Source organism: Alteromonas sp. Cnat3-28 (assembly GCF_022348265.1).
GTDB classification, from domain to species: domain Bacteria; phylum Pseudomonadota; class Gammaproteobacteria; order Enterobacterales; family Alteromonadaceae; genus Alteromonas; species Alteromonas macleodii.
In genome coordinates, this window is record NZ_JAKREY010000002.1 from 60596 (window position 1) to 73861 (window position 13266).

Annotated in this window: 12 protein-coding genes; 4 read left to right on the forward strand and 8 right to left on the reverse strand. The window is 45.6% G+C overall.

The window, feature by feature from the left end; translation table 11 throughout:
• Positions 1–448: 448 nt before the first annotated feature.
• From rplI to rpsF, 3 genes are read right to left on the reverse strand one after another with little or no spacing between them, the layout of a single operon-like run.
• Positions 449–901, reverse strand: coding sequence for a 50S ribosomal protein L9 (gene rplI, locus MHM87_RS02445; RefSeq protein ID WP_012519953.1), 453 nt, complete (start codon positions 899–901; stop codon positions 449–451).
• Positions 902–927: 26 nt separating this feature from the next.
• Entirely contained in the window at positions 928–1155 is a 228-nt protein-coding gene (gene rpsR, locus MHM87_RS02450) for a 30S ribosomal protein S18 (RefSeq protein ID WP_012519954.1), read from the reverse strand.
• Between the two features lie 11 nt (positions 1156–1166).
• Positions 1167–1568 carry a 30S ribosomal protein S6 gene (gene rpsF, locus MHM87_RS02455; RefSeq protein ID WP_014951120.1) on the reverse strand — a complete coding sequence of 134 codons (402 nt, stop codon included), beginning with the start codon at positions 1566–1568 and terminating at the stop codon, positions 1167–1169.
• 246 nt (positions 1569–1814) lie between these two features.
• Between rpsF and MHM87_RS02460 the strand changes: the two genes are divergently transcribed.
• From MHM87_RS02460 to MHM87_RS02470, 3 genes are all read left to right on the forward strand, one after another.
• Positions 1815–2102 (forward strand): YebG family protein, encoded by a 288-nt coding sequence (locus MHM87_RS02460; protein WP_061096102.1) that lies wholly within the window; start codon positions 1815–1817, stop codon positions 2100–2102.
• A gap of 222 nt (positions 2103–2324) precedes the next feature.
• A complete protein-coding gene (locus MHM87_RS02465; protein ID WP_061096103.1) occupies positions 2325–3128 on the forward strand; it encodes an ABC transporter ATP-binding protein in 804 nt (267 codons plus the stop codon).
• The gene (locus MHM87_RS02470; protein WP_049585674.1) at positions 3128–4453 is read left to right on the forward strand and encodes an ABC transporter permease; all 1326 of its coding nucleotides are present in this window, start codon (positions 3128–3130) and stop codon (positions 4451–4453) included. Before MHM87_RS02465 ends, MHM87_RS02470 begins: the two co-directional genes overlap by 1 nt.
• A 129-nt stretch (positions 4454–4582) precedes the next feature.
• Here MHM87_RS02470 and MHM87_RS02475 read toward each other — a convergent pair whose 3' ends face one another.
• From MHM87_RS02475 to MHM87_RS02495, 5 genes are all read right to left on the reverse strand, one after another.
• Positions 4583–6154 (reverse strand): PAS domain-containing methyl-accepting chemotaxis protein, encoded by a 1572-nt coding sequence (locus tag MHM87_RS02475; RefSeq protein WP_187446407.1) that lies wholly within the window; start codon positions 6152–6154, stop codon positions 4583–4585.
• Positions 6155–6310: 156 nt separating this feature from the next.
• Entirely contained in the window at positions 6311–6547 is a 237-nt protein-coding gene (locus tag MHM87_RS02480; RefSeq protein ID WP_239257672.1) for an ATP-binding protein, read from the reverse strand.
• Between the two features lie 255 nt (positions 6548–6802).
• Positions 6803–7885, reverse strand: coding sequence for a methyl-accepting chemotaxis protein (locus MHM87_RS02485; RefSeq protein WP_239257673.1), 1083 nt, complete (start codon positions 7883–7885; stop codon positions 6803–6805).
• A gap of 158 nt (positions 7886–8043) precedes the next feature.
• Positions 8044–9039, reverse strand: a complete 996-nt coding sequence (locus tag MHM87_RS02490; protein ID WP_168532764.1) for a YeiH family protein — start codon at positions 9037–9039, stop codon at positions 8044–8046.
• A 111-nt stretch (positions 9040–9150) separates the two neighbouring features.
• Positions 9151–10143: a cation diffusion facilitator family transporter gene (locus tag MHM87_RS02495; protein WP_168532766.1), complete on the reverse strand. Its 993-nt coding sequence runs from the start codon at positions 10141–10143 to the stop codon at positions 9151–9153.
• Between the two features lie 394 nt (positions 10144–10537).
• Here MHM87_RS02495 and MHM87_RS02500 point away from each other — a divergent pair, with 394 nt between their 5' ends.
• Positions 10538–13219 (forward strand): glycoside hydrolase family 16 protein, encoded by a 2682-nt coding sequence (locus MHM87_RS02500; protein ID WP_239257674.1) that lies wholly within the window; start codon positions 10538–10540, stop codon positions 13217–13219.
• Positions 13220–13266: the final 47 nt, after the last annotated feature.

Consider the following 13266-nt stretch of genomic DNA (forward strand, 5'->3'; position numbering starts at 1 on the left):
TATGCTTTTTATTGTTTGGTTTACTATAGGTCGCAGGAATGACAGAAAAAGTTTAAAGCCATGACACTAAGAATTTCAGCGATTATTAACATTTTGTTTAAATACCGTTTAAAAAACGTTATTTATCGCAGATGAGTGGACCTCAAAAATACGCCATTTGTCGGCGCTGGACATATTTGCTTACACCCATCGTTAATTAGGCGTCGCGACGTGGAGTGAGGGTAGGGATATTTTAAACTCGCCCTTCGGGAAGGTCTGGCAATCTTCACTCTGGGAATTTGAAAAGCAACGGCCATTCCTACATTCCCACGCTTTGCTAGGAAACTTACCAGCACCTTCTGGGTGGGCAATCATCTATGCGGATTGGTATTGTTCTTTAAGTATCGAACAAAAATTTAGAGCAAAAAAAAGCCGCTCTAGGAGCGGCTTTTTTCAAATACGTCAGCGATTACGCTTCAGCAATGATGATCACTTTGATTGAAGTGATAACGTCAGAGTGAAGTTGTAAGTCGATGTCATACTCACCAGTTTCACGAAGAGTACCAGTAGGTAGTTTAACTTCTGCTTTTTGTACTTCAACGCCAGCTGCAGTGATTGCATCAGCGATGTCACGAGTACCAACAGAGCCAAAAAGTTTACCTTCGTCACCAGCAGGAGCTGCGATTGTAACTTCAGCAAGCTCAGCAACTTTTTCAGCGCGTGCGTTAGCAGCAGCTAGTTGCTCAGCAATTTTCGCTTCAAGTTCAGCACGACGTGCTTCGAACTTTTCAACGTTGTCTTTAGTTGCAGGAACCGCTTTACCCTGTGGGAAAAGGAAGTTACGAGCGTAACCAGACTTAACAGTCACTTGGTCGCCCAGGCCGCCAAGGTTGGCGATTTTATCTAGTAGGATGATATTCATCTTAGCTAACCCTTATATTCGCCAAATTACTTGTGTGAATCAGTGTACGGAAGCAACGCAAGGAAACGTGCGCGCTTGATCGCAGAAGACAGCTGACGCTGATATTTTGCGCTTGTACCAGTAATACGGCTAGGGACAATTTTACCGCTCTCAGTGATGTAGTTCTTAAGAGTAGCGATATCTTTGTAATCAATCTCAGTCACACCTTCTGCAGTGAAACGGCAGAACTTACGACGTCTGAAAAAACGAGCCATGGGTGATCTCCTTAAGCGTTGTCTTCAGTGGTTTCAGTTTTCTTTTCCGCGCGATCTTGGCGAGGAGCAGAATCGTCACGACGCTCACGACGAGGCTCTTCTTTCATCATTGGAGAAGGCTCAGTCACAGCAGTCTTAGTGCGCATAACCATGTTACGTAGGATCACGTCGTTGAAACGGAAAGCATTTTCCAATTCATCAACAGCTTCTGCAGACGCTTCAGCATTGATTAGTACGTAGTGGGCTTTGTGCAGCTTTTCAATTGGGTAAGCCAGTTGACGACGGCCCCAATCTTCTAAACGATGAATCTGACCACCGTCTTGCTTTAGGATTGTGGTATAACGCTCGATCATACCAGGTACTTGTTCACTCTGATCAGGGTGAACCATAAATACGATTTCGTAATGACGCATTATAGCTCCTTACGGTTGTAGCCTCGACAGTACAGCCGACTGTATGGAGACAAGGAACGAATTGGGATGGCTGTAAGGGCGCGCATTATACGCAGCAGTTACTAATTGCACAAGCATTAATCACCTTTAGAACAATCATTTGCCCTTTCCCCAAACACTACGCTCAGACATTTAATCAAAATACTGTTTATTTATACAGTAAAATACTGTACAGTTTTTGTGTCTTTAACAAACAGGGGACCTACCATGGCCATTACCACACAGTATGTTGTTACGCACAAAGGGGTAGAAAAATTGGTAACTACCGACAAAAAAGAAGCCGATCAGTATGACAAAATGCTCGATGCAGCGGATAACCTTGCTGACTACATTTATGCGAAGGGCATTAAGCTAGACGATAGCGTAGTGGAAGAACTCACCATTATGCTGTCTAAAAACAAAGATAAAATCAGTAAGATTTTCAAAGGCGCTACCGCAGAAAGCGTATTAGAAGATGAAAGCGCAGAAGTGGTAAAGCTACAAGCTAACGGCTGATAATTTAGGCGCGCCTTTCTTTTGCGTCGTTATGATGAGCAATTAATAAGAGCAATTGCCGCTTTAGGCTGATGAGATCTGATAGCATAGCTATACGAAAAAATGTTATTTGATAACATTACCTCAACGCGGCAATGTGTTTTCTCTGGTTTTTAACTGGGTGAACAGACGTGTCGCTTTTGCTAATGTGAACATAAGACGTAAATACAGGTCGGGCTTAGCGTGAATACCATCAATAAAAACAATAGCACTCACTCCCAGCGCAATGCAGTAGTTGAAGGCCGCAGTGCAGTGACTGAAGAGCGCAACAAAGCGATTGAAGTTAGCAATTTACAGTTTTCGTACACCAAAGAAAGCCCCCCCATCATTGACATTAAAGCGTGGCAAGTTTCGCAAGGTGAGCACGTTTTTCTCTCAGGGCCTTCGGGTAGCGGAAAGAGCACATTGCTCAATTTGCTGTGCGGAACATTAACTCCAACTCAGGGCGACATCGCCTTATTAGCGCAGCCTTTCTCCGCATTATCGAACCGACAGCGGGACAAGTTTAGAGCACGCAATATCGGCGTTGTTTTTCAACAATTTAATCTTATTCCCTACCTTTCTGTGGCACAGAACATTAATGCGGCGGTGTATTTTGCAAGTACAAACGTCAGCAAGACAGCATCAGACGCAAAGCTTCGTCATTTACTGGACAAGCTACAGCTGCCTTCTCACGTGCTGCATGCGAAAGCTGACGCATTGAGTATTGGTCAGCAGCAGCGCGTTGCCATTGCCAGAGCACTGATTAACGACCCACAATTATTAATTGTCGATGAACCTACCTCTGCCCTAGATACCGATGCCAGAGATAGTTTTATGTCGCTGCTAAAAGACGTTGCAGGTGAAAGCACCATGATTTTTGTTAGTCACGATAAAGCCATGGAGAGTTATTTCGACCGCCACTGCAGCATGAGTGAATTAAACCCAAGTACAAACCACATAAAAACGCGAGGCGATGAGGCCACAAAAGCACAGGAGCGTGCGTAATGCTAAGTACCATTGCTATTGAAAGCTTAAAGCGCAGGAAAACAACGGCAATCCTCACACTTTTAAGCATTACCATCAGCATTAGTTTACTTTTGTGCGTGGACATTATTCGCACCCAAGTTAAAACCAGTTTTACGCGCACCGTTTCTGGTGTAGATCTTATTGTTGGCGCACCAAGTGGACAGCTTAATTTACTCCTGTCATCAGTGTTTAATATAGGCACTCCCACCAAAGGTATTGAATATAAAAGTATTGCGGCGCTTCAATCTAACAAGCAGGTATCGTGGCTTATCCCACTATCTTTGGGTGATACCCACAGAGGTTTTAGAGTAGTAGGTACGACCAACAGCTTTTTCGACCACTTTAAATACGGTGATATGCAATCACTTGAAATGGCAGCAGGCTCGACATTTACGCAGCCACTGTCTACCGTTATTGGCGCAGATATCGCCAAATCATTGGGGTACAAGGTAGGGGATAAGATTATTATTTCCCATGGTCTGGGTAGCGTATCGTTCAACAACCATGATGATCACCCTTTCACTATCTCAGGCATAGTTAAGAAAACCGGTACGCCCGTAGATAAAGCCGTATACGTTACCCTACAGGGACTTGAAGAAGCCCACACAGGACCTAAACATTCGCCCACCTCAATGTTAGGCCGTAAATCTGCTGACAAGGCGAACGAGCATGAGCATGAGCATGAGCATGAGCATGAGCATGACGAGCATACAAAAGAACATGCAGTTTACAATAGCGAAGCGTTTACGCCTGAGTCAGTATCCGTGGTGATGCTGGGGCTTAAACATCGGGTAACTGCACTGCAGCTTCAGTATCAAATTAATCAAAGTAAAAAAGAGCCGCTAATGGCTATTCTACCGGGCATGGCACTCGCAGAACTTTGGCAAATTATGGGAAATGTTGAATCGCTATTGCTTGGCCTTTCCGGTCTTATCGTCATCTGCGCGCTTATTGGGCTTGCGACTATGCTGCTAGCAACGATGAGGGAGCGTTATCAAGAAATCGCCGTTTTACGAACTATAGGCGCAGGACCGTTTACCTTACTGCTACTCATACAGATTGAAGCGATGCTGCTTACGATTGTGAGTGCCGCACTGAGTTTAGGCTTGGTAGCTGGGCTTATGAGCGCACTAAAACCTTGGTTAAGCAGTACCTATGGGTTGTTTTTAAGCAGCCCGCTGTTTGGACAAAGCAGTGTTATTATCATTTTACTGATACTGGGGTGCACATACTTGGTTTCACTATTCCCCGCTGTGGCGGCCTACAGACGCGGCCTACACGCGGGACTAAACGCGAACTCATAAATACCCAAGCCTACAGCGTTGTTTCGGGTTTTGTCAGCTTCTATTTAGCCCCACATCTGTGCGCAAATAGGCAATAGGTCTTTTAATGGAGCGAGCTTAAGCGAGCTGGAGTGAGTATTACTCTCCTACTCACTTATCTGTACTGAAACGCAATATTAGCTCGTGAACCTGATTAACCGTTGCGCGCAAATCGTGGCTTGCTGCAAGCGATGCTTCAGATGAACGCTGGGTTTCAGACGCGCCGTCAGCGACTTCTACTAACTGCTGGTTAATATGCTCTGCCACCGTGCTTTGTTCTTCTACCGCTGAAGACATCTCTACCGTGGCATCAGCGATACCTTTCACTGCATTGTTAATTTCAAACAATGCACCTCGGGTTTCTTCTACTATAGCGCTGCCGTGCTCAGCTGAAGCTAGCCCTTCCGTCGATACCCTTACAGCTCGATCAGAACGCTCAGCCAATTCATTAATGATGTTGTGGATTTTATCGGTCGATTCGCGAGTTTTCGAAGCTAAAGTACGAACCTCATCGGCAACAACCGCAAAACCTCTTCCTTGTTCGCCAGCCCTTGCAGCTTCAATCGCAGCATTAAGCGCTAACAGGTTAGTCTGCTCAGCGATGGTCGAGATGATATTGGCCGCTTCGCCAATATCGCTGGTTGACTGAGCCAACTCTGTCACTGTGGTAGAAATAGACTCTACCGCCTCGCGCAACGCTACGATCGCCTGCATGGCTTGTTCTGCTTTTTGGTTGCCTGTCTCTACATTGGATGCCGCTGTCCTTGCGCTCTTTGCGTTACTTTCTACTCGTTCGGCAACTTCTTGAATCGCTTGACTCATTTGTGTTACCGCAGACGCAATTTGCTGTGTAGCTTGATTTTGCTGAACAACCGCGGCACTGGTGCTTTCTGCTTGCTCATGCGTGGTGTTAGCAATTGATTCGAGCCCCGCTGACGCATCTTTAATTCGGGTTAATGCCGTGCGATTTCTGGCAAGTTCACACCCCAGTGCAAGTTTGGCTTGGCTTATGTGAGGGGGGTCTGGGAAGTAGGTTTGTGCCACCGTTTCATTCGCGTAGCTTTCTGGGCTAAGAGAAAGCAGCGCGCCCCAGTCTTTTCTTGTCTTGGCTTCTTGAGCAATCATTAAAACTATAGCTCCAAGCAGCGCAATGCCAGCCGCAGCGGCGCCGTGGGTAAATGCAAGAGCTATTACTAAGACAGCACTTATCAGCAACGGAGGCGCCAGATGCATTAGGTTTTGAGCTAAGCGCGACATTGGTGATACCGCTGACTTTCCTTGCTGCATTCTTGCATAAACACCGGAAGCACGCGTTATTTCATCATTCAACGCTGGAACTCGAACGGACTCATAGCCGACAACGGTTTTCCCCTCGTACACAGGCGTTACGAAGGCCGAAACCCAATAATGATCGCCATTTTTTCTTCTGTTTTTAACGAGACCTAACCAGCTCTGCCCAGATTCCAAAGTACGCCACATCTCTTTGAATACGGGGGCTGGCATATCTGGATGACGGATAACATTGTGGTTTTTACCAATGAGTTCTTCACGAGTATATCCGCTCGCCTCCACAAATTCGCTATTGCAATGCTGGATAACACCGCGCTTATCGGTCGAAGATATCAGGCGATGATGTGCTGGAAACTTATATTCTTTTTGGGTAACTGGCTGATTGTTTCTCATTCGGTGCTTTCTCCATGTAGCAAAGCAACCATCCGTTAATCGTAGGAAATGTTGCTTACCTCCTAAGACTAGAACATAAACAAATTCTGTCTAGCAGGAAGAAAAAATTAGAGAAATTCTATATTCTATCAGCTATTTAGGAAAGCAATTTATACTTTAGGCTAGAGGTAACAAAACGGTAACGCGCGTACCCTTTCCTTCTTCGCTGGTGATATTTATCTTTCCGTTGTGCTCTTCAACAATAGTCATGGAAATAGACATTCCCAACCCTGTTCCCTCGCCGGGTGGTTTAGTTGTAAAAAAGGGCGTGAATATTCTATCCAGTGTTTCTTTCGACATACCAATACCCTCGTCTTCTACGATAAGCATGGCGCTTTTGTCATCTTGCTGCACTGCATTAACGCACCAGTGAGAATAGCTCTCGCGCAGTGTCAGAGGGGTTTCGTCTTTGAGAGGTTTGGCGAGCTAGGGAGAGCTATACCATCCATTATCGTGAGATAGCACCTGCTATCATCCCCCAACCGTTAGCGCTTCACCTTCTACAATAAATGCTTTTCCACAATGGGCACCGCTAAATTCGACCGCCGCTATGAATTCGGGCGCCACGCTTTTCAATAGGGCCAGTTGAACCGTAAGGTTCTAGGGCCGCTAATTAACTAGCCTATCAAGGAGTGTTATTACTCTCTCACTGGCTTGTTCCATTTCTATAAGCTTAGCATCAGCTTCAGCGTTGTCGCCATTTTGTTTAGCTAGCACTGCGGCTATTCCGCTGCTATGCACTTTTGCATGCGGCGCTTCAATCTCTCTGAATGCCGTTGTCTGGCCAATCGCTTTGTTAGCATTGTCGCTATACCACTGCCCAAGGCGGCAGTTCTTATGATCGCCAAAGTCCGCTACAGATTTATTGCTGTAACCGCACAGCACCGCATAAACCTCGGCCTTCCACACTACATGATCCAATTTTACTGTTTGAATGAACGTAGCAATTGCGCCTTCGCTAATAGTGGACTTCATACTGTCACAGTGTTGTACCATAACTTCGTAGCTGCCATTTAGCTGATTAATGCCGGTCCCTAGCTGCTCATTGTTACCGCGCAGCTCATTAACACCTGAAACCGCTTTGGAAGTAGACTGAATTATACCGTTCACCAGCTCAGATACTTCTGTTGCTGATTTGTTGGTTTCTGTCGCCAATGCGCGTACTTCATCAGCAACAACACTAAACCCGCGGCCTGCATCGCCTGCTCGCGCAGCTTCGATAGCAGCGTTTAGCGCAAGTAAGTTAGTTTGATCAGAAATACTCGTAATAGTAGTAACAAATTTATTAATGTTATCTGCTGTTGTTGATAGCCCCGATATACGTTCACTCATGCTGCCCATTTGGACATTAAGCCCGCTCATGTCGGTAACAATTTTGCTTAACGTAGTAGCGGAGTCACTAAAGAGCTCATGAATATTAGCCACTGACTGATTCTCAGCGTCAATACGCTGATAAGTGGTCAACACCGTTTCACGAATACCTTCTAATTGACGCATACCATCAATAATGCACTTCATTACAACGGAATCGTTCGACGATGCGTGCTGGCTACTTGCAGCCTCAATGGCATTAATGAGCTCACTATTTTCTGCCTCTAAAACGTCAATTTTGTCTAAGGCTTCTTGCACTCTTGCTTCTAGTTTACGTACTTGCGCTTCTTTTTCTTCGTATTTACTGCGAGATACAAACATGTGTGGTTACCGATATGTTTTTATAGAGTTATTTTGTTCAGATTAACAGATATTCAGACCATTTAACTATTAGTCTGAAGTAGCGTTATGCATTGAATATCGGCAGATTTTCTAAATTCGATACATTTAAAACGACGCGTCCAGTTTCTTATCTAACGTTACGAAAAGTGTAAGTACCCTAAAATGATGAGTGCTAACCATAAGGTTTCTGCGAAAATCATAATTATTGGTCGCACACCAACATTGATGAGCTGACCCAAGTTTGATTTCATTCCAATCGCGGCTATGGAAACGATGAGGAAAAAACGTGAGATTTGACTCCCCATCTCTACAAGACTTTCAGGTAAAACAAAGAAGCTGTTCACGAGCATCATCATTACGAAGCCGACTAAAAACAGTGGTATTTTAGGACTGTTTGTTTGGCGGCTTTTGATACCAACAGATAAGGTTTTTGCTACGACTAACACCATAATCATAACTACTGGAACTAGCATAGCCACCCTAACAAGTTTAGTTAGCGTCGCCATATCACCTACTTCCTGAGAAATCGAGTACCCTGCCCCTACAACTTGCGCAACATCATGAATAGTGCCACCTAGAAAAATGCCGGCTTCACTGTCTGACAGGTTTAGCTGAACAGCGATAATAGGATAGAGTACCATGGCGATTGTAGACATAGCGGTAACGCCAATAACGGTAACTAGTGTATCTCGCTCATGGTGCTGGCCTTTGGGTAGAATGGTAGATATAGCTAATGCAGCGGATGCGCCACAGATGGCAACTGCGCCTCCTGTTAAGGCACCTAACTGCCCTTTTAACCCAAAAATTTTAGCGAGGCCAATTCCAAGCAAAATAGTCGTTAAAATGGCAAAGCACAATAAGCCCAGCGTATCCCAACCCAGTGCCGTTAAATCTTCAAGTGCGAGCCTTAAACCAAGGAGTACAACACCTGTACGTAATAGAGTACTGGCACAGAAATCAATACCTTCGGTACTTGGTGAATCGGCTCGATAGAGGAAAGAAACAGCCATTCCTATCAGAAGAGCAAACAGCATGGCAGGGGAACCGTAGTGATCGCTGAGAAAAAGAGCCGCCAAGCCGGTTATGACCGAAACGCTTACTCCCGGGAGAATCGCTTGATATCTAATATTCATACTTTTATTTATTAATTATAGTTATTACTTAAAAGGCCTATCACTACAATAGCTTGATTTTCGTAGGCCTCTAGAGAACGAATCCCTACTCTCGCCAGAGTTAAACGCAACTTATATCTCTTCGTGCTGGTGTTCATGAGAGTGGGCGTGTAAATGGTCATTATCATCACGACATGGCTCACCCGGCAACTCAAACTCTATCGTGGTATGAGCAAGTTCAAAGGGGGCTAAACGCTCGTGAACTTCCTTTTTGAGTGCTCTCAGTTTGTCATTGTCTATTGCACAGTTTATTACCACGTGTGCAGTAAGCACGTGCTGCTCTCCGTCAAGCGACCAAAAATGTACATGGTGAATTTCTTCAACGTGCTCGATTTTCAAAAGCGTGTTGCTAATAGCATTCCTTGTAGCCAAGTCAGGTACGCCCTGTAGAAACAAAGACATGGTCTGCACAACATACCGAACAACATTGACCAAAATAAATAGCGTAAAACCAATAGATAAAATTGGGTCGAGTATAGGCCATTCAACAAAATGGAGCACAATGGCTACTACCAGTACCGCTACCCACCCCATCGTGTCTTCAATTAAGTGCCAGTTAAGCACCTTTTCATTCATCGAATGACCGCCGTGGAGTTTATAAGCTGCAAACCCGTTCACGACAATACCGAGGATCGCTAATCCAATCATACCCTCTGTAACGGGCATTTCGGGGTTAGATAAACGAGGGATGGCCTCAGACAACACCCAAATTGAGCCAATCACCAAGATAACGCCGTTAATCATAGCTCCCATAAGGCTTAGCCGTTTGAAGCCATACGTATACTTTTCGGTAGATGCTTTATTCCCGAGCTTACTTAAATACCACGCCAGACCTATGGATAGAGAGTCTCCTAAATCATGAACAGCATCTGCCATTATGGCGACACTGTTAGTAAGCCACCCCCCGATGAATTCAATAATAGTAAAGATGAAATTTAGCCAGAACGCCCATCCAATGCGTGTGGAATCTGTGCCTAGCGCTTCAGCATGCGCACCGTGGTGATGGCCGTGATGCTGACCTTTATGATGATTGGAGGCGGTAGTGCTGTGATTGTGGTGATGCATAATAACAACTCACATGAGATCGTATATTGAGCTTAACGTGATGTGTACCCAGGTGCGAACAAAATATCGAGCACAGGTCATTAACAAGTCCCTTAGATAATTTGTAAATAGTGAGTGAAACAAGCACCTTTAAATTTTAACCCACCCTCTAATACAACCTTATATTATTGTTTTATTTGACAATAAGCGAAAAACAACAAAAATAAGACCGACAGCCAAATGTTAATTTTTTGAGAACAGTATTGATCTTTATGTGTCAGTCGCTTAATGTAATGTAAGCGCTTTCAAACAGCCATTTTTATTTGACCTAAATTGTAAGCGCTTACAAAAAGCTTTTTACGTGGCATTTGCCACTACATAAAAACCCAATTTCTTTAGATCAGGGCTGAAAACAATGACGAAAAAAGCATCTCAACTTTCGCGGATAGCTGCCGCGATCTCAGTCGCAACCCTATTTGGCTGTGGAGGCGGAGCAACCACATCTACAGACATCGACGTTGTTGATCCTGCGGCACCCGTTTCTGACTGGGAGCTGGTATGGAGCGACGAGTTCGATGGGAACAGTATTGACGATGACAACTGGACTCATGAAGTAAACTGCGACGGTGGCGGCAATAATGAATCTCAGTGTTATACCGACAGCGAAGACAATTCATTTGTGTCTGACGGTAGCCTAAAAATTGTTGCTCTACCCGCGGAAGAAGGAGCGCAAAAGCCTTATACGTCAGCCCGTCTAAACACGCGCTACAAAGCAGACTTTAAATACGGCCGTATTGAAATGCGTGCTAAATTACCCTCGGGCCAAGGCAGTTGGCCGGCATTTTGGATGATGCCAACTGATGAGGTTTACGGTGGCTGGCCTCGTTCTGGCGAAATTGACATCATGGAAGCCGTAAACCTTAAGGCACTAGATGCTGACGGCAATCCCGAAAGCCATATTCACGGCACCCTTCACTATGGTCAAGAATGGCCAAATAACGATAGCTCAGGCAAAGCCTGCTCGCTTCCTGATGGAGCGAATCCAGCAGACGACTTTCACACCTACGCCGTTGAATGGCAAGAAGGCGAAATTCGCTGGTACATGGACGATTACCTTTACGCTACGCAGCGTCGTTCAGAAGTTCGTTATAACGCAAACGGTGACGCAACTGGACTTTCTCACCGCGGCTGGTATGCGGAATACTTTGAGCAAGGCACAGGTGAACTAACCACTCACTGGGACAATGCGCCATTCGATCAAGAATTCTACATTATCCTTAACTTTGCAGTAGGTGGCGACTGGCCAGCTAACGTAAACGAAACAGGTATTGATGCTGAAGCGTTTGCCGAAGGTCAGACTTACGAGGTCGATTATGTTCGAGTGTACGAATGTGCATCGAACCCAGACACCGGCAAGGGCTGTGAAACTGTTCGCCCAGGTTACAACTCACTAGACGATGCATTAGTGGAAGGCGAGGCGCCTATCCCTTCACCACCGTCAACCGGTGTTGCACAAAACCTTACTATTTTCGACGGAACACCTAATCCAAACTGGCCTGCGTGGGACTGCTGCGGTGGTTCAACACCAGCACTTGTAGAAGATGCCGAGCAAGGACAGGTTTTCGAATTTGCTATTAATGAAACACCTACGGTAATGGGCTTTATCAGTCGAGCTCAATTCATTACCGACCCAGAAGGTGAAGCGTCTCCGTTTGATGCGTCTCCAATGGAAGAAACTGGCAGTGTTAAATTCGATCTGAAAGTTACATCGCTGCCTGCAAATGCGACAACTAATTGGCTATTTAAGATTGAAAGTTCTGAAGGTTCAACTGCCGCAGAACTTCCACTGATGGACGGCTATGTAGGACCCGCAGACACCGCTGGTGCTGCGCCTGAACAGGGTGTGTGGGAGTCTTACGAATTTCCACTTAGCGCGCTTGCAGCAGCAGGCTTAGATACAAGTGCTATCGATGTCATCATGGTTTTCCCTGCGTGGGATACCGGCAATGGCGCGGTTTATCGCATGGCTAATGTTGAAATTTCGCAAGAAGGCGGAGCTAGCTACCCAGAATTAGTCATCTTCGAAGATGGGCAAAACCCTAACTGGCCTATGTGGGACTGCTGTGGCGGCTCTACCCCTACTGAAGAAATGGACAACGAAGAACACGGTCTAACTGCAGAATTTCGAATTGGCGCAGAACCGACTGTAATGGGCTTTATCACGCGTCCTGAATCTGGCGGCGGTGACACCCCATTCGATGCTACAGCACTTACCGACGGTGGCTTATTGCAGTTTGATATGCGCGTAGTGAGTGCGCCTAGTAACGCCGAAGCATCTTGGATATTCAAAATCGAGTCTAATGGCGCATCTACTGCTGTTGAATTGCCACTTTCTGATAGCGTTGAGGGTCAGGAGCCTGTGGAAGGTGAATGGCAAACCTACACATTTACTATTTCAGAATTGCAGGCACGTGGTTTGGACGTGAGTGCTATCGACGTCATTATGGTTTTCCCAGCTTGGGGCACAGGTGAAGGCGCGGTTTATCGCTTAGACAATGTGAAATTTTACCACCCTGATAGCGGCGAAGATGCGTCAGGTGCGGGCATCACGCTCTTTGCTGATACAGCAGCTGAACAATGGTCAATCTGGGATTGTTGTGGTGGTTCAACGCCAACTGAAGAAGTAGACGACGCGGAACACGGCACAGTAGCAGAATTTCGCATTGGCGCTACACCAACGGTGATGGGTTTCTTAGCTGATGAAACCGTATCATTCGATGCTTCATCACTACTTTCAAATGGCGCGATTAAGTTTGAAATGAAAGTAAGCTCAATGCCTAACGACGCCTCTGCACCTTGGTTGTTCAAAGTAGAGTCCATTAATGTCTCTTCTGCTGTTGAACTTCCAATGTCGGCCAGCTTGGAAGGTGCTGATCCGGTTGAAGGTGAATGGCAAACATACACTTTCCCACTACAAACCCTATATGACGCAGGCTTAGATATCAGCGCTATCAACGTCATCATGATGTTCCCAGCATGGGGGCAAGGCGAAGGTGCAGTTTATCGCATCGACAATGTAGAAATAGCAGCACAGTAACAAAGCAAATGCCGCTTTAGCCTTTAAAGCGGCAGTGACCAATTGAT